Origin of the sequence: Streptomyces hygroscopicus (assembly GCF_026168105.1) — a bacterium.
Classification (GTDB): Bacteria; Actinomycetota; Actinomycetes; order Streptomycetales; family Streptomycetaceae; genus Streptomyces; species Streptomyces hygroscopicus_D.
Map to the genome: position 1 here is coordinate 19,619 of NZ_LBMW01000043.1, position 22,677 is coordinate 42,295.

Annotated in this window: 21 protein-coding genes; 8 read left to right on the top strand and 13 right to left on the bottom strand. The window is 71.0% G+C overall.

Translation table 11 applies throughout. The features are described 5' to 3' along the window. Positions 1 to 38: 38 nt before the first annotated feature. A complete protein-coding gene (locus tag AAW14_RS30680; protein WP_265567625.1) occupies positions 39 to 803 on the top strand; it encodes a crotonase/enoyl-CoA hydratase family protein in 765 nt (254 codons plus the stop codon). A 35-nt stretch (positions 804 to 838) separates the two neighbouring features. Here AAW14_RS30680 and AAW14_RS30685 read toward each other — a convergent pair whose 3' ends face one another. Genes AAW14_RS30685 through AAW14_RS30695 form a run of 3 tightly spaced genes read right to left on the bottom strand, consistent with a single transcriptional unit; the run spans position 839 to position 4,844 of the window. Next, entirely contained in the window at positions 839 to 2,017 is a 1,179-nt protein-coding gene (locus AAW14_RS30685; protein WP_265567626.1) for an NAD(P)/FAD-dependent oxidoreductase, read from the bottom strand. Next, positions 2,014 to 3,405 (bottom strand): FAD-dependent oxidoreductase, encoded by a 1,392-nt coding sequence (locus AAW14_RS30690; protein WP_265567628.1) that lies wholly within the window; start codon positions 3,403 to 3,405, stop codon positions 2,014 to 2,016. Before AAW14_RS30690 ends, AAW14_RS30685 begins: the two co-directional genes overlap by 4 nt. Further along, positions 3,402 to 4,844: an FGGY family carbohydrate kinase gene (locus AAW14_RS30695; protein WP_265567631.1), complete on the bottom strand. Its 1,443-nt coding sequence runs from the start codon at positions 4,842 to 4,844 to the stop codon at positions 3,402 to 3,404. Before AAW14_RS30695 ends, AAW14_RS30690 begins: the two co-directional genes overlap by 4 nt. Before the next feature lie 247 nt (positions 4,845 to 5,091). Here AAW14_RS30695 and AAW14_RS30700 point away from each other — a divergent pair, with 247 nt between their 5' ends. Together AAW14_RS30700 and AAW14_RS30705 are read left to right on the top strand one after the other, a co-directional pair. Further along, on the top strand, positions 5,092 to 6,165 hold the full coding sequence (locus AAW14_RS30700; protein WP_265567634.1) for a mechanosensitive ion channel family protein: 1,074 nt from the start codon (positions 5,092 to 5,094) through the stop codon (positions 6,163 to 6,165). Between the two features lie 471 nt (positions 6,166 to 6,636). Beyond that, complete coding sequence (locus tag AAW14_RS30705) at positions 6,637 to 8,856, top strand: NADP-dependent isocitrate dehydrogenase (RefSeq protein ID WP_265567636.1); 2,220 nt, start codon at positions 6,637 to 6,639, stop codon at positions 8,854 to 8,856. Positions 8,857 to 8,953: 97 nt separating this feature from the next. Here the strand turns inward: AAW14_RS30705 and AAW14_RS30710 are convergent, their stop codons facing one another. The 5 genes from AAW14_RS30710 to AAW14_RS30725 all read right to left on the bottom strand — a co-directional run bounded on the left by AAW14_RS30710 (position 8,954) and on the right by AAW14_RS30725 (position 13,254). Further along, positions 8,954 to 10,330: an NtaA/DmoA family FMN-dependent monooxygenase gene (locus AAW14_RS30710; RefSeq protein WP_265567638.1), complete on the bottom strand. Its 1,377-nt coding sequence runs from the start codon at positions 10,328 to 10,330 to the stop codon at positions 8,954 to 8,956. A gap of 24 nt (positions 10,331 to 10,354) precedes the next feature. Then, positions 10,355 to 11,560, bottom strand: a complete 1,206-nt coding sequence (locus tag AAW14_RS30715) for an LLM class flavin-dependent oxidoreductase (RefSeq protein WP_265567640.1) — start codon at positions 11,558 to 11,560, stop codon at positions 10,355 to 10,357. A gap of 113 nt (positions 11,561 to 11,673) precedes the next feature. After that, positions 11,674 to 11,769 (bottom strand): putative leader peptide, encoded by a 96-nt coding sequence (locus AAW14_RS39890; RefSeq protein ID WP_416223400.1) that lies wholly within the window; start codon positions 11,767 to 11,769, stop codon positions 11,674 to 11,676. Positions 11,770 to 12,143: 374 nt separating this feature from the next. Then, positions 12,144 to 13,028, bottom strand: a complete 885-nt coding sequence (locus AAW14_RS30720) for a glutathione S-transferase C-terminal domain-containing protein (RefSeq protein WP_265567642.1) — start codon at positions 13,026 to 13,028, stop codon at positions 12,144 to 12,146. Positions 13,029 to 13,131: 103 nt separating this feature from the next. Next, positions 13,132 to 13,254 (bottom strand): hypothetical protein, encoded by a 123-nt coding sequence (locus AAW14_RS30725; protein ID WP_265567644.1) that lies wholly within the window; start codon positions 13,252 to 13,254, stop codon positions 13,132 to 13,134. A 266-nt stretch (positions 13,255 to 13,520) separates the two neighbouring features. On the opposite strand from AAW14_RS30725, the gene AAW14_RS30730 reads away from it, so the two are divergent. Together AAW14_RS30730 and AAW14_RS30735 are read left to right on the top strand one after the other, a co-directional pair. Beyond that, the gene (locus AAW14_RS30730; RefSeq protein ID WP_265567646.1) at positions 13,521 to 14,054 is read left to right on the top strand and encodes a MarR family winged helix-turn-helix transcriptional regulator; all 534 of its coding nucleotides are present in this window, start codon (positions 13,521 to 13,523) and stop codon (positions 14,052 to 14,054) included. Positions 14,055 to 14,221: 167 nt separating this feature from the next. Beyond that, positions 14,222 to 15,022: a hypothetical protein gene (locus AAW14_RS30735; RefSeq protein ID WP_265567648.1), complete on the top strand. Its 801-nt coding sequence runs from the start codon at positions 14,222 to 14,224 to the stop codon at positions 15,020 to 15,022. Positions 15,023 to 15,044: 22 nt separating this feature from the next. On the opposite strand, the gene AAW14_RS30740 is transcribed toward AAW14_RS30735, so the two are convergent. The 5 genes from AAW14_RS30740 to AAW14_RS30760 form a co-directional block, all read right to left on the bottom strand. After that, the gene (locus tag AAW14_RS30740) at positions 15,045 to 15,383 is read right to left on the bottom strand and encodes a GNAT family N-acetyltransferase (RefSeq protein WP_265567650.1); all 339 of its coding nucleotides are present in this window, start codon (positions 15,381 to 15,383) and stop codon (positions 15,045 to 15,047) included. A 468-nt stretch (positions 15,384 to 15,851) separates the two neighbouring features. Further along, on the bottom strand, positions 15,852 to 16,013 hold the full coding sequence (locus AAW14_RS30745) for a hypothetical protein (protein WP_265567652.1): 162 nt from the start codon (positions 16,011 to 16,013) through the stop codon (positions 15,852 to 15,854). Between the two features lie 181 nt (positions 16,014 to 16,194). Continuing rightward, entirely contained in the window at positions 16,195 to 17,283 is a 1,089-nt protein-coding gene (locus tag AAW14_RS30750; RefSeq protein ID WP_265567654.1) for an ABC transporter substrate-binding protein, read from the bottom strand. Between the two features lie 76 nt (positions 17,284 to 17,359). Then, complete coding sequence (locus tag AAW14_RS30755) at positions 17,360 to 18,238, bottom strand: ABC transporter permease (RefSeq protein ID WP_265567656.1); 879 nt, start codon at positions 18,236 to 18,238, stop codon at positions 17,360 to 17,362. Then, complete coding sequence (locus AAW14_RS30760; protein ID WP_265567658.1) at positions 18,235 to 18,981, bottom strand: ABC transporter ATP-binding protein; 747 nt, start codon at positions 18,979 to 18,981, stop codon at positions 18,235 to 18,237. Before AAW14_RS30760 ends, AAW14_RS30755 begins: the two co-directional genes overlap by 4 nt. A 520-nt stretch (positions 18,982 to 19,501) precedes the next feature. On the opposite strand from AAW14_RS30760, the gene AAW14_RS30765 reads away from it, so the two are divergent. The 3 genes from AAW14_RS30765 (at position 19,502) to AAW14_RS30775 (ending at position 22,496) form a co-directional block, all read left to right on the top strand. Further along, on the top strand, positions 19,502 to 21,166 hold the full coding sequence (locus tag AAW14_RS30765; RefSeq protein ID WP_265567660.1) for an ATP-binding protein: 1,665 nt from the start codon (positions 19,502 to 19,504) through the stop codon (positions 21,164 to 21,166). Further along, positions 21,166 to 21,855: a response regulator gene (locus AAW14_RS30770; protein WP_265567662.1), complete on the top strand. Its 690-nt coding sequence runs from the start codon at positions 21,166 to 21,168 to the stop codon at positions 21,853 to 21,855. Before AAW14_RS30765 ends, AAW14_RS30770 begins: the two co-directional genes overlap by 1 nt. 104 nt (positions 21,856 to 21,959) lie before the next feature. Beyond that, a complete protein-coding gene (locus AAW14_RS30775) occupies positions 21,960 to 22,496 on the top strand; it encodes an NUDIX hydrolase family protein (RefSeq protein ID WP_265567664.1) in 537 nt (178 codons plus the stop codon). The last annotated feature ends 181 nt before the right edge of the window (positions 22,497 to 22,677 follow it).

Below are 22,677 nucleotides of genomic sequence, written 5' to 3' on the forward strand. Positions count from 1 at the left end.
CCGGGTCCGTCCTCCCCGCCCCTGAAAGGGACAGCCCGATGCCGGTCCGGATCGAACGTCAGGGATATGTCACCACCGTCGTCCTCTCCCGCCCCGAGGCCCGCAACGCGGTGGACGGGCCGACCGCCGCCGCACTCGCCGCCGCCTTCCGGGAGTTCGAGGCGGACCCCTCGGCACGGGTGGCGGTGCTGTGGGGCGAGGGCGGGACGTTCTGCGCGGGTGCCGATCTCAAGGCGATCGGGACCGACCGCGGCAACCGGGTGGCTCAGGACGGTGACGGCCCGATGGGGCCGACCCGGCTGAGACTGTCCAAGCCGGTGATCGCGGCGGTCGCCGGGCACGCGGTGGCCGGCGGGCTGGAGCTGGCGCTCTGGTGCGATCTGCGGGTCGCCGAGGAGGACGCGGTGTTCGGGGTCTTCTGCCGCCGCTGGGGCGTACCGCTCATCGACGGCGGGACGGTACGGCTGCCGCGGCTGATCGGTACCAGTCGTGCGATGGACATGATCCTCACCGGACGTCCGGTACCGGGCCGGGAGGCGTACGACATGGGACTCGCCAACCGCGTGGTGCCGACCGGCCGTGCCCGCGCCGAGGCCGAGCGGCTCGCCGCCGAGGTGGCCCGATTCCCGCAGGCCTGTCTGCGGGGTGACCGCGCCTCCGTCCTCGACCAGGAGGGACTGGAGGAGACGACGGCCATGCGGCGCGAATTGGGCTACGGCATGGATGTGCTGGCGGAGAGCCTGGAGGGTGCCGCCCGCTTCGCCGCGGGGGCCGGGCGGCACGGGACGTTCACGGACGTGTGACCGGGGTGCGTCGCGACCGCCCGGGCCGGCGGGCGTCAGCCCCGGCGGGCCGTGACCCGCACGGGGCCGCCGAGCGGGTCGACCGAAACGACCCAATGTCCGACGACGTACACCGGCCGGTTCGGTACGGCTGTTCCGGGCAGCTCCTGGCGGTGCAGTACGCGGCCGTCCTGGGTGACCGTCAGCAGCGGGCGGGGCAGGACCTCGGTCGTGCGGAGCACGAATCCGCACGCGTCCGCCGGAGCCAGGCGGTTGGGAGCGATCCAGCGCAGGGGCGGCTCGACAAGGACGGGAAGCGTCGACGGCCATGGCTCCCCGGCCAGATGGTCGCGGACGTGGCGGGCGGCGTGCTCGCCCTCACGGGTCACGGCGTCCGCGCTCTCCACGGCGTGCAGCACGTTGCCGACGGCGAACACACCCTCCCGGGAGGTGCGGAACGCTCCGTCGACGGCCGGCCCCCTGGTGCCCGGGTCCAGGGCCAGACCGCCGCGCCGGGCCAGTTCCTGGTCGGGCACGAAGTCGCCGGTGAAGACGACGGTGTCGCAGGCGAGGGTCGTGGTGCGGCCGTCGCGGTGGCGGAGTCGGACACCGCTCAGCCGGCCGTGCCCGAGCAGTTCGGTCACCGTGGCGTCCGTCAGCAGGGGGATCATCCGGCGCAGCCGGGTCTCGGCCGCCCGTACGGCGGAGGCCTGGTGCCGGGGCAGGTCGGTGACCATCGCGGTGACGGCGACCCCGGCGGTCCTCAAGGTGGCCACCGCCAGATAGCTCACGCCTTCCGCGCCGACGACGACCGCCCGCTCGCCGATCCGCTGACCGTATCCGTGGACGGCCCGCAGCAACTCCCCCGTGGTGTACACCCCTGCGGGCCTGGTGCCCGCCACCAGCTGTGCGGTGCGCGGCCGTTCACGGGCCCCGGTGGCGAGGACGACGGCCCGGGCGGTGATCGTCTCGTGGCCGCCCGCGCCCACCGTGTCCAGGGCGAGCGGCCCGGACCAGCCGAGCGCGGTCACGCCGGTCCTGACCACCGCCCCGGCCCGCTCGGCGGCCCCGGCCCGTCGGCGACCGGCCCGGGGCCGGCGGATGCGTGGCGCTCCTCCGGCCGTCGTCTCCCGGTCCAGCACCTCGACGCGTCCGGCTCCCGCGGCGGCCAGCCGGCCGGCGATGGCGAGACCGGCGGGACCGGCGCCGACCACCAGCACGTCCACGGATCTCATGGGCGTCGCCCCTCGAGGAGCTCGCGTACCGCCGCCCCGCAGTGGAAGCCCTGGCAGCGGCCGGCGCGCGCCCGGGTGCGGCGGCGCAGGCCCTCGAGGCCCCCCGGCGGGATGGTGCTCGCGAGGGCGTCGCGGATCTCGCCGAGCGTGACGCGTTCGCAGTGGCAGACGAGGTTGCCGTAGGCGGGGTCGGCGGCGATGAGGTCGGGCCGCTGGTAAGGGCGGGGGAAGGCCTCGCCCAGATTCGGCATGCGGACCGGTTCCAGCTCGTCCCGTACGCCCAGGTCGAGGCCGCCCTCGGCGAGAAGTCCGACCACATGCGCGGCGATCGCCATGGACGCGCTCAGGCCGGTGGAGCGGATGCCGCCGACGGTGACGTACCCCTGCCCGTGGCGGGCGTGGATCTGGTAGTCGTCGTGCTCGGTGGCGGCGCGCAGTCCGGCGTACACGGCGGTGACCTCCTCGTCCAGCAGGTCCGGCAGGATCCGCCGCCCCTTGTCCCGCAGCAGCGCGAGCCCCTCCGGAGTGGATCCGGTGGCCGTCCTGTCGTCCAGGTCCTCGGCGGTGGGGCCGAGCAGGACGTTCCCGTACACGGTGGGCGTCACCAGGACTCCCTTGCCGAGCGCGGTCGGAACGGGCAGCAGGATGTGCCGGACCAGTTCGCGTGCGAACTTGTCGAAGACGATCAGCTGGCCGCGGCGCGGGGTCACGGTGAAGTCGGAGTGGCCGAGGTCCCGGTCGAGGATGTCGGAGCCGAGGCCCGCGGCATTCACGATGCGGCGGGTGTGCAGGGTGCCGCGCGTGGTGTGCAGGACGCCCGTACCGGCTTGCCGCACACGGCAGTTGAGGTGGAGGTCGACGCCGCCCCGCACCGCCTGGGTGGCGTAGGCGAGGGTGGTCGTCCAGGGGCAGATGATGCTCTCGCCGGGGATGTGCAGGGCGCCGAGGGCTCCGGGGCCCAGCCGGGGTTCCCGGGCGTACACCTCCTCGGGTCCCAGGAACCGCGCATCCTCGTAGCCGTTCTTCTCCGCCTTGGCCGCCAGCCCGGGCAGAGCCGTGAGCTGTTCGTCGTCCCAGGCGACCAGCAGAGCGCCGACGGGTTCGACGGGGATACCCGATTCGGCCGCGTACGCGGCGAGCCTGTGCGCCCCCTCCCGTACGAGCCGGGCCTCCAGGGAGCCGGGGACGGCGTCGAATCCGGTGTGCAGGATCGCGGTGTTGGCCTTGGACGTGCCCTGGCCGACGTCGTCCTGGGCCTCGACGAGGGCGACGCGCAGCCGTGGATGAAGGGCGAGTTCACGGGCGATCGCGCAGCCGACGACTCCCGCGCCCACGATGACCACGTCGTACGTCGCATGGGGCAGGGGGCCGCCGGTGGTGACCGTCATGCGGGCGTCCCGTCGAGGAGGGCGGCGACGGCCGTACGGAAGCGGGCGAGACGGTCGGCGGCGTCGTCGGCGGAGATGCGCGGCTCGTAGACGGCGGAGGGCCGCCAGGCCGGAAGAACCTCCTCGAGGGTGAGTGCGGGGTCGTGGCCGAGGCGGGCGGCGGCTCCGACACCGAGGGCGGTGGTGTCGGGCAACTCGGAGACCTCCACAGGAAGCTGGAGCAGATCGGCCTGGGTCTGCATGAGCAGGGACGAGCGGGTCAGTCCGCCGTCGACGCGCAGGGCGCCGAGCGGGGTGCCCAGGTCGGTGGCGGCGGCGTCGGCGAGAGAGGCGACCTGGGCGGCGATGCCCTCGCACAGGGCGCGCACCAGGTGGCCCGGTGTGGTGCCGAGACCGAGTCCGGTGAGCGAGCCGCGCAGATCGCCGCGCCACCAGGGGGCGGCGAGTCCGGCGAGGGCCGGGACGAAGGTGACGCCGCCGCTGTCGGGCACGGTGGCGCCGACGGGGTCGAGATCCGCGCCGCCGGAGATGACACCCAGATCGGCGAGCCAGCGCACCGCGGAAGCGGCCGTGTAGACCTGCCCCTCCAGGCAGTAGGAGGTGCGCCCGGCCAGCCGCCAGGCGACACAGCTGACCAGACCGGAGGTGCCGCGCCGGGGCGAGTCCCCGGTGTGCGCGAGCAGGAACGCGCCGGTTCCGTAGGTGCACTTGGCGCTTCCCGCCCGCGTCACACGCTGGGCGAGGAGCGCCGCCTGCTGGTCCACCAGCAGCCCGGTGAGGGGGAGTTCCGGTCCGAAGGCCGTCGTCGTGCCCACGGGTGCGGCCGCGTCCACGATCTCGGGCAGCCGCTCGCCGGACAGCCCGAAGACGTCCAGGGCGGCCGGTGACCACTCCACCCGGCCGAGATCGAGGAGCTGGGTACGGCCCGCGGTGGCGGCGTCGGTGACACAGGCGCCCGTGAGCCGGTGCACCAGCCATGCGTCGCTGGTCGTGACGATCCCCTCGCGGGTGAGGTGACGTCGTATCCAGGCCATTTTCGGCGCGGCGAAATACGGATCGAGCGGCAGGCCGGTCAGCTGCCGTAACTCTTCGGCCCGGTCGGCGAGTTCTGTGCACACGCTCTCCGCACGCCGGTCCTGCCACACGAGTGCGTGGGTCAGCGGGGCGCCCGTGTCCGGGTCCCAGGCGAGGACGGTCTCGCCCTGGTTGGCGAGCCCCACGGCGACGACGGGTGCCCCCGCCGCCTCGAGCGCGCGCCGCCCCGCGTCCACGACGGACTCGTACAGCTCGGCCGGGTCCGCCTCGACCAGTCCGCCGGGCAGATGGCGCGGCCGTACGGGAACGGTGGCGGAGCCGATCACTCCGCGGTCTGGGCAGAGGACGAGAGCCTTGGTGCCGGACGTGCCCTGGTCGACGGCGAGCACCGCGCCACCGCTCATGGTCCACCCCGTCCGTCCGGCTCCGATCACCGTGCGCCAGCCTGCTGCAACGGCCGAGCGGACGTCAATGGCGGCTCACCGCCGGTCCGATGACGACCCGACACGGCCATACGGCAGGATGAACCTTCGCTCCGGGCGGCGAACACCTGTCCGGAGGTGATCGAGCATCCCGTGATTCGAGCAGGTGGCAAGTGACGAACCCGCACATCCGGCTCCAGGGCCCTCACTCCCGCGCGGGAGGTGGCCGGTGAACCGCGCGCTCACCCTGGACGACCTGATCATCGCCGGAATCGCCCTGGCCGCGGGCCTGCTTGCGGCGGTCCTGCTGCGCACGGTGCTGCGCTGGCTGGGCAAACACGCCGGCCGCACCAAGTGGGGCGGCGACGACGTGATCGTGGACGCCCTGCGGACCGTGGTGCCGTGGGCGGCGATCGCGGGCGGCGCGGCCTCCGCGGCCGCGGTGCTGCCCCTCACCCGGACGGTGCAGCACCACGTCGATCAGACCCTGAGCGTGCTGATCATCTTCGTCACCACGCTGACGGCGGCCCGGGTGATCGCCGGTCTGGTGCGGACGGTCACCCAGTCGCGGTCCGGTGTCGCCGGATCGGCCACGATCTTCGTGAACATCACCCGGGTCGTGGTGCTGGCCATGGGGTTCCTGGTGATGCTGCAGACACTGGGCATCTCCATAGCGCCGCTGCTCACCGCCCTGGGTGTCGGCGGCCTGGCCGTCGCGCTCGCCCTTCAGGACACCCTCGCGAACCTCTTCGCGGGCGTTCACATCCTCGCCTCGAAGACGGTCCAGCCGGGCGACTACATCCGGCTGAGCAGCGGCGAGGAGGGCTATGTCGTGGACATCAACTGGCGGCAGACGACGGTGCGCCAGCTCTCCAACAACCTGGTCGTCATCCCCAACGGTCAGCTCGCGAAGACGAACATGATCAACTACACCCGTCCCGAGCAGCGGCTGACCGTGCTGGTGCAGGTGGGGGTCGGCTACGACAGCGACCTGGAGCACGTCGAGAAGGTCACCACCGAGGTCGTCGCGGAGGTGATGACGGAGATCACCGGCGCGGTCCCGGACCACGAACCGGCCGTCCGCTTCCACACCTTCGGGGACTCCCGGATCGGCTTCACGGTGATCCTGGGCGTCGGCGAGTTCAGCGACCAGTACCGCATCAAGCACGAGTTCATCAAGCGCCTGCACAAGCGGTACCGCGCCGAGGGCATCCGCATTCCGGCGCCGACCCGGACGGTGGCGCTCCAGCAGGGCCCGGTCGTCATTCCGCAGCAGCGCAGCGGGGACACCGTCCTTCCCTAAGGGCTCTCCCGTAATCCCCGGTGGATCAGCGCGCGGCGTCAGATGCGGTGCATCGCAAGGTGGAGGATCGTCCTCATACTGGGCGTATTCGGTCGATCCGACAACGCAGCGAGGTGACGTAGCTGTCGTCGTGCGCCCGCCGGGGATTACGGGACAGCCCTTAGGCGGCGGCCATCCGTCTTCGTCGCCCGGCACGCGACCGCGACGTGCTGCCGTACCCGGCGGGCGCGTGGGGAGCCGGCCCACGCGCCCCTGCGACCGCGGCCCGACCGGCCCGACCGGCCCGGCCCCCTGAGGCGCCCGGCCTGGACCACTCTCCGTACCGGCTCACTCTCCGTGCAGGCTCGCGGCACCGAGTGCGACGCGGTCCCCACCCTGTGCGGCCCCGTGGCCCGGGCCACTGTCGAGCGGGGTGCGCTCACGAGATATCTTGATGTCGAGCAATGTTACAGACGTGGAGCGGAGCACCCGGTGACTGACTCGACCATCATCTACACGCACACTGACGAGGCCCCGGCCCTGGCGACGTATTCCTTCCTGCCGGTGGTCCAGGCGTACGCCTCGCAGGCGGGCGTCGCTGTGGACACCCGGGACATCTCGCTGGCCGGGCGCATCCTCGCGGTCTTCCCCGAGTACCTGAACGAGGACCAGCGGATCGACGACGCCCTCGCGGAGCTCGGCCGGCTGGCGAAGACCCCCGCGGCCAACATCATCAAGCTGCCGAACGTCTCGGCGTCCGTACCGCAGCTGAAGGCGGCCGTCGCCGAGCTGCAGGCCAAGGGCTACGCGCTGCCGGACTACCCGGACGAGCCGAAGACCGACGAGGAGCGGGAGATCCGCGCCCGTTTCGACAAGGTCAAGGGCTCCGCCGTGAACCCGGTGCTGCGCGAGGGCAACTCCGACCGCCGCGCGCCCGCCTCGGTGAAGAACTACGCCAAGACCCACCCGCACCGCATGGGCGCCTGGACCCCCGACTCCAAGACCAACGTGGCGACCATGGGCCAGAACGACTTCCGCTCCACCGAGAAGTCCGCGGTGATCTCCGAGGCCGGTTCGCTGCGCATCGAGCTGGTCGGCGACGACGGCTCCACCACCGTGCTGCGCGAGTCCGTACCGGTCCTCGAGGGCGAGGTCGTCGACGCCTCCGTGATGCGTGTCGCGGCCCTGCGCGAGTTCCTCACGGAGCAGGTCGCCCGCGCCAAGGAGGAGGGCGTCCTGTTCTCCGTGCACCTGAAGGCCACGATGATGAAGGTCTCCGACCCGATCGTCTTCGGTCACGTGGTGCGCGCCTTCTTCCCGAAGACCTTCGCCAAGTACGCCGAGACCTTCGCCGCGGCGGGTCTGACCCCGAACGACGGTCTGGGCGGCATCTTCAAGGGTCTTCAGGCCCTGCCGGAGGGCGCCGAGATCAAGGCCTCCTTCGACGCCGAGCTCGCCGAGGGCCCCGCGCTGGCCATGGTCGACTCCGACAAGGGCATCACCAACCTGCACGTCCCGTCCGACGTCATCGTCGACGCCTCGATGCCGGCGATGATCCGCACCTCCGGCCACATGTGGGGTCCGGACGGCCAGGAGGCCGACACCCTCGCGGTCCTGCCCGACAGCAGCTACTCGGGCGTCTACCAGGCCGTCATCGACGACTGCCGCGCCAACGGCGCCTACGACCCGTCCACCATGGGCTCCGTCCCGAACGTCGGCCTCATGGCGCAGAAGGCCGAGGAGTACGGCAGCCACGACAAGACCTTCGAGATCCCGACCACCGGCACGGTCCGCCTGGTCGACCAGGCGGGCAACGTCGTCATCGAGCAGACCGTCTCCGCCGGTGACATCTTCCGCGCCTGCCAGACCAAGGACGCCCCGATCAAGGACTGGGTGAAGCTCGCCGTCACCCGCGCCCGCGCCACCGGCGACCCGGCCGTCTTCTGGCTGGACGAGACCCGAGCGCACGACGCCAACCTGATCGCCAAGGTCCGGCAGTACCTGCCGGAGCACGACACCGAGGGCCTGGACATCCGTATCCTGTCCCCGGTCGAGGCCACCAAGCTGTCCGTGGAGCGCATCCGCCGCGGCGAGAACACCATCTCCGTCACCGGCAACGTGCTGCGCGACTACCTGACCGACCTGTTCCCGATCCTGGAGCTGGGCACCAGCGCCAAGATGCTGTCGGTCGTCCCGCTGATGGCGGGTGGTGGCTTGTTCGAGACGGGTGCCGGCGGCTCCGCCCCGAAGCACGTCCAGCAGCTGGTCAAGGAGAACTATCTGCGCTGGGACTCGCTGGGTGAGTTCTTCGCGCTCGTGCCGTCCTTCGAGCAGTACGCGAAGACCACCGGAAACCAGCGGGCCCAGGTGCTCGCCGACACCCTCGACCGTGCCACGGCGTCCTTCCTCAACGAGGACAAGTCCCCGACCCGTCGTCTCGGCGGCATCGACAACCGCGGCAGCCACTTCTACCTGTCCCTGTACTGGGCGCAGGAGCTGGCCCAGCAGACCGACGACGCGGAGCTGGCCAAGGCGTTCGCCCCGCTCGCCCAGACGCTTGCCGCCAACGAGCAGAAGATCGTCGACGAGCTGATCGCCGTCCAGGGCAAGCCGGCCGACATCGGCGGCTACTACCAGCCCGACCCGGCAAAGGCGGCCGCGGTCATGCGTCCCTCGGCGACCTGGAACGAGGCCCTGGCGTCCCTCGCGTGAGGACCGCCGGCCGCACCGTGTGACAGCCGCCCCGGCCGGATCGGATCCGGCCGGGGCGGTTGCGTGTCCTCCCGCTCGCTCGCCCCGACACCGGGCCTTACGACGCCGCCCGCTCCCTGGGCGCCTCGGCGTCGGGGTGGGCCAGCCCCAGGTGGTCCCTCAACGTCGTGCCCTCGTACTCGGTGCGGAACACGCCGCGCTCCTGCAGCAGCGGGACCACGGTGTCGGCGAAGACGTCCAGGCCGCCTGGGGTGATGTGCGGGACGAGGATGAAGCCGTCGGAGGCGTCGGCCTGGACGAAGTCGTCGATGGTCCGTGCGACGGCGGCCGGGGACCCCACGAACGTCTGGCGATTGCCGGTGTTGATGACCAGGTCCCGGATGGACCAGTTGTTCGCGGCGGCCAGTTCCCGCCACTCCCGGGCGGTGGCCAGCGGGTCTCGGTACATGCGCACCTGGGCACGACCCCGGGCGATGTGGTGTTCCCCTAGGTCCGGGTCGATCTCCGGGAGCGGGCCGTCCGGGTCGTAGGCCGACAGGTCGCGGTTCCAGACGAACTCGAGGTGCTTGATCGCGGTGGCACCGCTGACCTGCTGTCGCCGCACCTCGCGGGCCAGTTCCTCGGCCTCCGCGTCGGTGTCGCCGAGGACGAACGTCGCGGCGGGCAGGATCAGCAACTGGTCGGGGCGGCGCCCGTACTTGGCCAGCCGGCCCTTGACGTCGGTGTAGAAGGCCTGGCCCGCCTCCAGGGTGCTGTACCGGCTGAAGATCGCGTCGGCACCGGAGGCGGCGAACTCGCGCCCTTCGTCGGAGTCACCGGCCTGGAAGATCACCGGGCGGCCCTGGGGGCCCCGGGGGACGTTGAACCGGCCGTGGATGTCGAAGTGCTGTCCCCGGTGGACGAAGGCTCCGGCCTTCGCGTCGCGCAGGAAAGTGCCGGCCGCCTGGTCGGCGACGATCTCGTCGCCGTGCCATGAGTCGAAGAGTTCATTGGCCGTGGCCAGGAACTCCCTGGCCCGGGAGTAGCGCTCCTGCTGCGGCAGGAAGCCGCCGCGGCGGAAGTTCTCGCCGGTGAAGGCGTCCCAGGAGGTGACGACGTTCCAGGCGGAGCGTCCGCCGGAGAGGTGGTCGAGGCTGGCGAACTGGCGGGCCACCTCGTAGGGCTCGTTGAAAGTGGAGTTGATGGTGCCGGTGAGGCCGAGCCGGTCGGTGACGGCAGCGAGGGCGGCCAGCACGGTGAAGGTGTCGGGGCGGCCGACGACGTCCAAATCGTAGATCTTCCCGTCCTGTTCGCGCAGGCGCAGTCCCTCGGCGAGGAACAGGAAGTCGAACTTGGCGCGTTCGGCGGTCTGGGCGAAGTGCACGAACGAGCTGAACTCGATATGACTGCCCGCCTTCGGGTCGCTCCACACGGTGGTGTTGTTGACGCCGGGGAAGTGGGCAGCGAGATGGATCTGCTTGAGCGGCTTGCTCATGGTCGGTGGTCCTTTCCCGCCGGCTCAGGCGACGGAAGCGTAGCGGTTGGCGGGGCGTTCGAGACCGAGCAGCCCGCGCAGAGTGCCGGCCTCGTACGCGGTGCGGAACGCGCCCCGGCGCTGGAGTTCGGGGACCAGACCACGGGTGATCCGCGGCAGGTCATGGCCGGCGACGGCCGGGCGCAGCCGGAAGCCGGAGAGCCCGGCCGACCGCAACTCCTCCAGGAGATCGGCGAGTTGTGCGGGCGTGCCGGAGAACACGGGGGCGTCACCGGTGTACGGGTGCCCGGCGAGGGTGTCGAGGCGGTCGCGGCGCGCGGCGGCCTGGGCGGGGTCGTCGTCGAGGAGGACCACCAGGTCGCCGAAGATGTGCAGCGGCTCCTCCGCGCGGCCCGCGGCGGTCCGCTCGGCGCGGATCTCGGCGACGACCGCACGGGCCTGCTCGGCGTCGTGGGGGGTGACGTAGCCGAGATCGGCGGCCCGGGCGACGAGCCGGAAGGGCACGGTGTGGTGGGCGAGGGCGGTCACAAGGGGCTGGCCCTGGGGCGGGCGCGGGGTGATGGAGGGCCCCCTGACGCTGAAGTGCCTGCCCTCGAAGTCGATGTAGTGCAGCTTGTCGCGATCGATGAACCGGCCGGTGGCCACGTCCCGGATCTCCGCGTCGTCCTCCCAGCTGTCCCACAGCCGGCGCACCACCTCCACGTAGTCGGCGGCCTCGTCGAAGAGGTCCGCCACGGCGTCCTGCGCGGCGGGGCTGTCGTAGGCGTCGATGCGCGGGATCGTGCGGCGGCCGAAGTGCGCGGCTTCGTTCGGGCGCGCCGTGATCTGCACGCGCAGCCCGGCGCGACCGGTACTGACGTAATCGAGGGTGGCGATCGCCTTGGAGATGTGGAACGGCTCCGTGTGGGTGGCGACCACGGTCGGCACCAGGCCTATGTGCCGGGTCAACGGAGCGATACGGGAGGCGATCAGGACGGCGTCGAGGCGGCCGCGCACCTGGTCGGTGCGCTCGTCCGGCTCGGGGAAGAGGGAGGACTGGGGGCCGAGGCCGTCCTCGATGGTCACGAAGTCGAGCAGACCGCGCTCGGCCTCGGCGACCAGGTCGGCCCAGTATCCGGCGGTGAGCAGGTCGCGGGGGCGGGCCACCGGCTCGCGCCAGGAGGCCGGATGCCAGCCGGTGCCCTCCAGGGCGACGGCGAGATGCAGATGAGCGGGTGGAGTTGAGGACACGAGTGGGTGCCTTCCTGGATGTCCGTACGGGATCGCCGGCCCTCATGGACACGCGGGCACGGCGGCGGTCGGGCAAGGCGGGACGTGGGCCCGGGCCGGAGGCTCGGGGAAGGTCAGGCGCGACAGAGCGCGCCGGCCACGCGCAGCAGGTCGATATGGGGCCGGGAGTGGAGGCGGACGCCGTGCAGTACACGTGGCACGTCCGTCACCTCCGCCCGTCGGGCACGGCGGGCTCCGCCGTGCCGGTCTGCCGGTCACAACGCCCGGGCCGCGCGGTCTGTTCCGGGGTGCGGATCCGGAGGACGGCCGTGCGACGGCGCAGGGTGCAGCCGATCGGCTCGTACGAACGGATCGCCGGTGGTGTTTGCCGTGCTCGCCCACGGGGCGGGGGTTTCCCTCGCTCCCGGACACGGCCGCGACCGCCCGCACCGGCAGGTCGTCGGAGGTGCATGGCCGTGCGCCGTGGCTTGGCCGCCGCGGACGACGGTCCCGCATGTCACGGTGGCGAAGTCCTTGAGGCAGGACGCCGAGGCTGTCGATGTGCGTCCGCCGCCTGATGCCTGCGCCCATGGCACATGGTCGGTCAACTGGGACGCGTGGCCGCCCTGTCGGAAACGTGCGCGTCCCAGTCGAGGATCTGGACCGCCGCGCCGGCGGCCTCGAGTCCGCGGCAGTGGGCGTGGTGGCGCCGCGCGATGCCGTCTAGGTCGAGATGCGGGCCGAAGGCGGGGTGGGCGGCCAGCCGGCGGGCGTAGGCCCACAGGTGGGGGTGGTCGGCGATGCGGTGCACCGCCGTGGCATCCAGATGCCACCGGTCCACGGTGTCGAGCTGCACCAGGGCGACCCACAACTCCACGTCCGCTGCGGTGAGTTGATCGCCCAGCAGCTGGCCCTGCTGGGCGAGCCTGCCCTCCAGCGACCGCAGGGTGCGCAGCAGCGAGGCGAGTGAGTCGGCCCGCTCCTCGGCTTCGGCGTCGGCGCGTCCGGCACGCTGGGCGGCCTCATCGATGCCCTGCGCACACAGCCGTTGGACACCCTCGATCTCCGCGTCGGTGCCCCGCGGGTACAGGACGGGGTGGCCGCCACCGAAGTGCCGGGCGAGGTCGCGCATGATGTCGGGGGCGTGCGTGCTGACGATCCGGCCCGACCAGTCGTCGCTGAGCACCGGCGCCACGGCGGCTCCGGCATAGCGGTGGGCGCTCGCCTCGTACAGCGGGCGCAACGCGGAGTGCTCACCGCCGGGCCCGTCGGGCACCGCGGGCAGCAGCGTGACGGGGCAGACGTCCTCGAGGCCGAGCAGGCTGTGCGTGATGGCGATCCGCAGACAACGTGGACAGGACAGGGACAGATGGAGACGGTAGCGGCGGGGCACGGCGTAGTGGCCGCTGCGGGCGTCGCTGCCGATGCGGCCCCGGAAGGCCGGGACGGGCTGCGCGGACGGCAGTGCGGTCAGGGCATGGGCGGACATGTCTCTCCCCGGGTTCTGGTACGCGAAGGTGCAGAGGGTGGCGGCCCAAGGGCAGGCGGCGCTCCCCGGCCCGGACGGCTTGGGGGAGCCCGGCACCGCCGGTTCAGCGCAGGGGGCTGGTGGCGCTGCAGACACGCAGCAGATCGATATGACGGCGAGAGGTCAGCAGGAGGGACTGCCGGCGTGTGCGGTTCACACGGCCGATGACCGGCTCCAGGCGTCCCATATTTCCCTACCCGTTCGCTAGGAAATCTCAAGTGGAGTGTCGATCCGGCCACGGCCCGCGTCAAGAGGGCGGTCCGCACTGTGAGAACGCGGGGCCGACGACGAGGACTTCCAGGGGCCGCCCGGGTTCGGCGTGCTCCTTCTGCGCCGGCGCGGCGACGACGGCACCGCGCCGGTCGCGGCGCCGCGACCGGAGGCCGCGCTGCGCAGGGCGGCCTCCGGTCGCGGTCCCCGTCCAAAACTGGACGACCGGTAAACTGGGGGACCATGGCCGACTCCCCCGCCCCCGCCGACCAGCCCGGACACGACCGGACGGTCGAGGACGGGCTGCTGCCTCCCGAACTGCGCGCCTGGATGCAGTTGCTGGCCGCGGCCGGGGCGATCGAGCAACGGCTGCGCTCCCGGGTCAAGGACGCCCTCGGTGTCACGCACGACGAGTTCCTGGTGCTGTGTCTGCTCGCCGACCAGCCCGGAGCGGCCCTGCGCATGTCGCGGATCGCCGAGGCGCTGGGCCGCCCCAAGACGCGTCTGACCTACCAGATTGCCTGTCTGCACCACGCCGACCTGGTCACCCGGCGCTCGGTGTGCGGCGACAAGCGCGGCATCGAGGTCGCCCTCACCGACAAGGGACGCCAACTGCTGCGCGAGGTCTCCCCGACGCTCGCCGAGACGGTCACAGAGGCCGTCCAGCACATGGTCGATCACCGGCAGTGCGAGACGCTACGAGGACTGCTGCCGGGCACGGCGGACACCGCGGGGTCCGACACGGCCCAGCGGTGCGACAGTGACCATCGGAAGTGATCCTCTCTTCATATCGGTTCGCGCAAGCCGTTGACCAGCCGGTTCCCCATGATGTTCAGGTTGCTTTCAGGTTCCCGGGCCGCTCTGGCAACTCATGCACCAGAAGCCCCAAAACAATGGCAAAGAGGCCTGGGGAATCCGCAGTTCAGCATGTCATCGTGCGTGTCATGACCACTGAGCACGTCCTTGATGATCGCCCCCACCTCAATGCCCCGGTCCGCCGGATGGCGAACAAGGTGCCGGAGGTGACCGTCTACTTCTGGATCATCAAGGTATTGACCACGGGAATGGGCGAGACCGCGTCCGACTACCTGGCGCATCGGCTCGGCCCCGTCCCGGCGGTCGGTCTCGGCGGGCTGGGCCTGGTGGCGTCCCTGGTCCTCCAGTTCGCCGTCCGCCGCTACGTGGCCTGGATCTACTGGACCGCCATCGTCATGGTCAGCGTGTTCGGCACGATGGCCGCCGACGTCCTGCACGCGGGCCTCGGCGTCCCCTACGCGCTCTCGACTCCGCTCTTCATGGTCGCGCTGGCCGCCGTCTTCGCCGTCTGGTACACGAGGGAGCGGACCCTGTCCATCCACGCCGTGAACACCCGTCGCCGCGAGACGTTCTACTGGGCGGCCGTCCTGGCCACGTTCGCGCTCGGCACGGCGGCGGGCGACCTGAGCGCCTCCTTGGGCCTCGGCTACCTGGGATCGGCCGTGCTGTTCGCGGTCGCGATCTGCATACCCGCTCTCGCCCACCGCGCAGGCTTCCTGGGCCCGGTGACCGCGTTCTGGTCCGCGTACGTCATCACCCGCCCCCTCGGCGCGTCGATCGCCGACTGGATGGCCCTCCCCCACAGCCGTGGCGGACTCGACTGGGGCCTGGGCCCGGTCACCCTGTCCTGGACCGTCGCGATCCTCGGCTTCGTGGCCTACCTGGCCGTCTCGCACCGGGACGTGCAGAGCGACGCGACCGCCGCCTGATCGCGTACGCCCCTGCGGAGGATCAGCCCAGTTCCGTCCCCAGCCACTGCCGGATCTCGGGGGTCACGGGGTCGGTGATGTCGGCGAACTCCTCGTGTTTCTCCAGGAACTTGGCCACATAGGGGCAGACCGGCACGATCCGCTTCCCGGACTCGCGCACGTCGGTGAGCGCCTGCTCGACCAGCCGCGACCCCAGGCGCTGTCCGGCGAAGGCGTCGTCGACCTCGGTGTGGTAGAAAACCCGCTGCGGTCCGCGGTCGCGATACGCGGTGAGGCCGGCGCGCGTCCCGTCGACCAGGATTTCGTAATGCTGCTCGGCATCGACCCGCTGGACGGTCGGGGCGTCGGGCGGATGACTCATGGGGTGCCTTTCAGCTGGAGGTCGGCGCCGCAGTGGGTTCCGTGGCTGCGGCCGATGAGATTCCACCCCATGATGATCTCTTGTCGAGCGGGACTTCGCACGTCGGTGCTTTCACCTTCAACGACCCATGCGTGACCACTGTGCCGACGGCCTGGCCGACGGCCTGGATCCTGGTCTTCTTCGCCGCCGGACTCGCCCCGGACCATGCGCGCGGCCGGATCGTGGGCCGCGTGATGAGCGGTCTGCTCACCGGCATCCTGCTCTCCCGCACCCTCAGCAGCCTGGTCCGACCTCGCAGGCTCGCGCGTCGTCTGCCTCGGCTCGGCCGTGCTGACGGCCCTTGCTCGCCGTGGCCCTGCGCGCCGCGCTGCCACGGCACGCGCCCACCACGACCGTCCCCTACGGACAGGTCCTGCGTTCCACTCTCGCCATGATGCGCACGCACCCCGCCCTGCTGCGCCGCGGCCTCTACCAGGCCGCGATGTTCGGCGCCTTCAGTGCCTTCTGGACCACCATCTCCCATGTCCTCACCGGCCCCGGCTTCCACCACTCCCCGTCGGTGTCCTCGGCGCGGCCCTGCCGGTCCTGGCGCTCCTCCACTGGCTCGCCGAACGCCGGTCCGCCGACCACCGACCGGCTCGTGACTCGAGGTGACAGGTGTGGTGACCTACCGAGCGCAGTGGACATGACGCTCAGTCACATTTGGGTGCTGAGACGCCTGTTGAAGCCTGATGTGCCCGGACGCGCGACCGGCCGAACGACGCGGGCCCCCAGGTGACAGTCACCTGGGGGCCCTGCGGGCGCCGGGGACTCAGCCGTTCGAGCCCGCCGGGGTCGTCGTGGTCGTGAAGCCCTCCGTCTTGTTGGCCTTGACGGCGAAGTCATTGGTGAACGTCGTGCCGAGGTTCACCGAGGAGGTCGCGTGGCCGACCAGTTCCTCGGTGGCCAGAACGTTCTTCGGGCCGCCGGCCGGCATGATGCCGTCCGGGAGGAACTGCCCCTTGTCCTGGGTGAGGGCCGCGATGTAGTCGGCCTTGGTCACCAGCTGGTTCTGCACGAACGACTGCGGCAGCTTGTCGGCGATGTCGGCCGCGCTGTGCGTGTTGATCCAGTGCATGGTGGCGACGAGCGCGTTGACGACTCTCTGCACCGCGTCCTTGTGCGAGTTCACCCAGTCGGTACGGGCGATGACGCCCGCGGCCGGCCAGGCACCGCCCGTCGCGGCCTGGGCGCCCTTGACGGTGGCCACGTCGACCGCGGAGTAGCCGACGCCCTTCTTCTCCATTGCGGTGACCGTCGGCTGCGTGGTCATGACGCAGGCGGCCTTGCCGTTCTGCAGTGCGGCGACGGCGGTGGCGCCCGCGCCGACCCCGATCCGGGTGAACTGGCTGGTCCTGACGTTCTTCTTGGCAGCCAGGAACTGGGTGAGCGTGTCGGTGCCCGAGCCCAGGTCGGTGACGCCGAGCGTCTTGCCCTTGAAGTCCGCTGCCGAGTGCACGCCGCTCTTGGTGGCGCACATCTCCCGCTCACCCGGGGCCCCGGACAGCTGGACGACGTCCTCGACCGCCTTGCCCTTCGTCTGGAAGTCGATCGTGTGGTTGTACCAGGCGCCGGCCATGTCCACCTGTCCCGAGGCCATGGCGTCCTCGGCGCCGGTGCCGCCGTCCGTCTCGGTGCTCAGCACGACGTCGACGCCGTACTTCTTGTAGAAGCCGAGGTTCTGGGCGAGCTGGTACGGCAGGTAGATCTGCTTGTCGATGCCGCCGACCATGAGCTTGACGGTCGGGGTGCCGCCGGAGCCGCTCGAGCCGGAGGAGCTGCCGGAGTTGCTGGAACACGCGGAGGCTGCGCCGAGGGTGAGAACGGTGACGAGCGACGCGGTGAGGGCTTTCCTGAGCATGGCGTGGCACATTCCTTTCGGTATTTCGGGGGACGCGAAACGCGGCGAGGAGGTGAGGGTCGGGGAGTGGTGGGGGTCAGAGGAGGTTCGCCTCGGAGGGGGACGGCGGACGCCAGGAGAGCAGCCGGTGCTCGAGCTTGCCGATCAGCCACTCCGCGCCGAGCACGATGACCGCGATGACGAACATCGTCGCGAACACGCCGTTGGGGTCGAAGTTGTTCTGCGCGGTCTTGATGACGAGGCCCAGTCCGCTCTGCGCGCCGAGCACCTCGCCGACCAGCGCGCCGACGATGGCGAAGCCGAAGGCGCTGTGCAGGCTGGCGATGATCCACGTCAGCGCGGAGGGCACGATGACGTGCCGGATGATCTGCAGCTGGGAGGCGCCGAGCACCTTGGCGTTGGCGAGGATGTTGCGGTCGACCTCGCGGACGCCCTGGAAGGCGTTGAAGAAGACGATGAAGAACACCAGCACCGCGGCCAGGAGGATCTTCGGGGTCACGCCGATGCCGAAGGCGACGATGAAGATCGAGCCGAGGACGATGCGCGGGATCGCGTTCACCATCTTGATGTAGGGACCCAGCACATCGGAGAGGAAGCGGCTCTGCCCCAGCGCGACACCGAAGACGACTCCCGTGACGGCGCCGGCGGCGAAGCCGACGAGGGCCTCCTGGATGGTGGTCCAGATGTTCTGGTAGAAGGAGCCGAACTCGGTGCCGTGCTGGAAGAGGTCGATCAGACGCTTCCAGATTCCCGACGGCTGTCCGAAGAAGAACGGGTCGACGATCCCCCAGGTGGTGAAGGCTTGCCAGCCGCCGAGGACGACGGCCGCCAGGCCGAGGCGACCCGCCCACACCAGCGCGATGCGCCGCCGGGCGGCGCGTTTGGCGGCGGCCGCGGCCGAGGCCTGCCCGTTGCCGGTGACCGGAGCGGCGGAAGGGGTGGACGTCGTGCTCATGCCGTGCCTCCTGCGGTGCGTGCGTAGGCGCGCTCCACCTCTTCGCGCAGCGTTTCCCAGATCTGGTGCTGGAGTTCGATGAAGCGGGGCTGGAAGCGGATCTCCTGGACCGAACCGCGTGGGCGCGGCAGATCGATGTCGAAGACCGCCTTGACCGACCCGGGGCTGGACGTCATGACGACGACCCGGTCGGCGAGCGCCACGGCCTCGTCGAGGTCGTGGGTGATGAAGATGACCGACGGTCGGATCTGCTCCCACAGCCCGAGCAGTTCGGTCGACATGATGGCCTTGGTCTGGACGTCCAGGGCTCCGAACGGCTCGTCCATGATCAGAATCTTGGGTTCGTTGATCAGCGCCGCGGCCATCGCCACGCGCTTGCGCATGCCGCCGGAAAGCTGGTGGGGGTAGCGGTCCTCGAACCCGGTCAGGCCGACCCGGCGCAGCCAGTCGCGCGCCGACGCCTGTGCTTGCTGCTTGGGCACTCCGCGGAAGATCGGGCCCATCAGCACGTTGCCCAGGACGGTCTTCCAGGGCAGCAGCGCGTCGGCCTGGAACATGAAGCTGACGCCGTCGGTGATGCCGTCGACTTCACGACCGCCGACCTTGACCGATCCCTCGCTCGGCCGGTCGAGCCCCGACACCATGCCAAGCGTCGTCGACTTGCCGCATCCGGTGGGGCCGACAACCGCGCAGAACTGGCCCGGCTCCACGGTGAAGGAAACGCCCTGCAGGGCCGTGAACACCTCGCCTGCAGGAGTCAGGAATCGCTTGGTGAGCCCTGATATCTCGATTCGTGCGTTATCCCGATGTATTTCGCCGGCGATCGGGCTCGTTGCGACGTCATTTCGCGAAGCCATCTGGTGCCGTCTCCTTCCTGGCCTCGGGGGTCGAGGAAGTCAGACGCTAGACGCCGCCCTGTATCACGTCGCCATTTCCAACGTATCTCGCGCTAGTTGCGTTAACCGGAGTTCTGCTCATTTAGATCGGCCGACGGGAAACCCGTCGGATTTCGGCTGCCGAACGTGCCCGCACGAACCACCTGTGACCGGTATGGGCGAGCGACGGGTCCTCGCGGCAGGGGCTTCCGCACTCTGCGCAGGTTTTGCGGGTTTGCGGGTTTTCCACGTTGATTTGGTTCTGCGCGTTCTGCTCAGCCAGCCGGGGGGTGGGCAGAATCTCAGCCATCAGGCACAATCACGCCACCACGGGTACGGCGCAGGGGCCGGCCCGGCACCACGTACGAACAGGGGCGAAGAGGCACCTGTGATAGCCATCCGTATCGGGACCGGCCGCGGCGGGAAGGGGAGGCTCTCCGCGCGGATCCTGATCAACCAGCTGGTCATCCTCGCCCTCACCGGCGCGATCGGCTTCGGGCTGTTCGCCCTGGCGCAGCGCGGGGAGCTCGACCGGGCGTACGAGCAGCGGGCACTGGACATCGCGCAGACCACGGCCGCCGATCCGCAGATCCGGCAGGCCATGGAGTACGGCACCGACGGCAACGTGGTGCAGACCGTCGCAGAGCGGATCAGGAGGGCGTCGGGGGCGTCGTACGTGGTCGTCCTCGACCTGCAAGGCATCCGTCACTCGCACCCCATGCCGGCTCTGGTCGGCGAGCCGACGGGCGACCGGATCGCCGTACGGGACGGCCGCCCGCACGTCGGCGCCGACCAGGGCGCCACCGGGCGGTCCGCCAACGGCAAGGCCCCGCTGTACGGGCCGACGGGCAGACTTGTCGGCGAGGTGTCGGCGGGCATCCCCGAGCGCAATGTGCTCGGCGAGCTCTGGCGTGAACTGCCCACCTTCGGCCTGTACGCCGCGATCGCCACCGCACTGGGTGCCGCGGCCGCGTATCTGCTGGCCCGGCGGCTGAAGCGGACGACGTTCGGGCTCGAGCTGGAGGAGATCGCCGGACTGCTGCAGGACCGCGAGGCGATGCTGCACGGCATCCGGGAGGGCGTGGTCGCCTTCGATCCGCACGGCAGGATCACCGTGGTGAACGACGAGGCCCGGCGGCTGCTCGGCCTCGGCACGGCACTCGGCAGCACGCTCGAGGAGGCTCTGCCCGACGGCCGGCTGCGCCGCGCGCTCGACGGCACCCTGACCGGCACCGACGTCAGCGTCCTGACCGACGAGCACTGCCTGGTCGTCAACCGGATGCCGGTGACCCTGCGCGGCCGCGAGCTCGGCGCGGTGGTCACCGTGCGCGACCGCACCGAGCTGATCGGGCTCTTGCGCGAGCTGGACTCCGTCCGGGGGCTGACCGATGCGCTGCGGGCCCAGCAGCACGAGTTCACCAACCGGATGCACACGCTGGCCGGGCTGCTTGACATCGGCGAGTACGACGACGCGTACGAGTTCGCCGTCGGGTCGGCCGGCGCCGGGCAGGCGCTGACCGAGTCCGTGCGCAAGCGGATCGGGAACTCGCTGATGGTCGGGCTGATCGTGGCGAAGACCACGGTCGCCGCCGAACGCGGGGTGCGGATCGCGCTCGATGACGGCTCCGCGCTCGGCCAGGACCCGCCGCATCTGCGGCGGCTGCTGACCATCGTCGGCAATCTGCTGGACAACGCGGTCGACGCGGCGGGCGACGGACCGCCCCCCGCGGGCGGCCGCGAGGTGCGGCTCACCCTCGTCGAGGACCCCGGCCAGGTGATGGTGCGAGTCGCGGACACCGGTCCCGGGATCCCGTCCGGCGCAGCCGAGTCGATCTTCGAGGACGGCTGGTCGACCAGGCCCGAGCGGGAGACCGCCCGGCGCGGACTGGGGCTCGCCCTGGTGCACCGGCTGGTGCAGCGGCACGGTGGCACGGTCACTGTCAGCGAAGGGCCCGGCGCGGTTTTCACGGTCGTACTGCCGCTGCCGGACACGGCACCCGCGCCGCAGGGCGCACTGTTCACGACGGCGTTGCCGGTGGGAGGTGACCGCTGATGATCCGCACCCTGGTCGTGGACGACGACTTCCGGGTGAGCCACATCCACAGCGAGTACGTGAGCCGGGTCGAGGGCTTCGAGGTGGTCGGCAAGGCCGCGAGCGTGACCGAGGCCCTGGACGCGGTGGACAGCCTGCACCCGGAGCTGCTGCTGCTCGACGTCTTCCTGCCGGACGGCAGCGGACTCGACGTGCTGCGCCGGCTCACCGGGGACGCGGGCGGCGCCCGGCCCGACGCCCTCATGATCACCGCGGACCGGGACATCGAGTCGGTCCGCACCGCCATGAAACTCGGCGCCGTGGGGTACCTGGTCAAGCCGTTCGGCTCATCCGACCTCGCAGAGCGGCTCACCGCCTACCGCGAGCTGCAGCACCGGGTGCGCGCTCTGGGCCCGGCCGCCGAGACCGACCAGGCCGACGTGGATGCCCTGTTCAGCGCCACCCGGCCGCCGGCCGTCCCCCGGGTACCGGCCAAGGGCCACTCCGCGCCCACCCTGACACTGGTCCATCAGGCCTTGCGCGGCGCCCGCGGCGCCGTGTCGGCGGCCGAGGCGGCCGAACTCACCGGGGTATCCCGCGCCACGGCCCAGCGCTACCTGTCGTACCTGGTCAAAGAGGGCATGGTGCGGCTGGAACTCCGTTACGGGGCCACAGGTCGTCCGGAACACCGCTATCGCATCGTCACCTGATCTGCACGGTGCCCGAACCGGCTCGCGGCCCGGATGTCGTGTGACTTGCGTCTGACCTGGAGTGACACGCCCACAGTGCGAGGCGTTGACCGTACGATCAGGCAATGCATGACACGACCGAAACCACGCCCGGCTGGCTGAGTTCCGACGAGCTCGAGTCCGCACGCGCCAGCATGCCGATCCTGTACGTGGAAGCCGTGCCCGTGCGCGTCGACGACAGCGGTGAAGTCACCAGCATCGGACTGCTGCTGAGGATCGGGCCCGACGGGACCGTCAGCCGCACCCTCGTCTCGGGGCGGGTCCTGCACCACGAACGGGTGCGTGACGCCCTGCTGCGCCATCTGGAGAAGGACCTCGGACCGGTGGCGCTCCCCCGCGTCCCGCCCTCGCTGCAGCCCTTCACCGTCGCGGAGTACTTCCCGACGCTGGGGATCACCCCCTTCCACGATCCGCGCCAGCACGCGGTGGCCCTCGCCTACATCGTTCCCGTGTCCGGCGATTGCCGCCCCCGTCAGGACGCGCTCGACCTGGAGTGGTTCAGCCCGCAGGAGGCATCCTCGGCCGTGGTGCAGAACGAGATGCCGGGCGGCCAGGCCGTGCTGCTCAAGCAGGCCTTGGCCCACGTCGGCTGTCTGTCCTGAACGACACGCCGAACGGAGTCACCGGCTTCGACGCGGCTCGCGTCAACGACGGCGGTCGAGACTCGTGAGGTCGACGGCGTCGGCCATCGCCCGCACGCCCTTTTCATGGGGGCAGATGGTCGCCGCCGTCGAAGAGCTCCCCGCCGTTGAGCCGAGGGGCTGGGATCCGTACTGCGTCAAA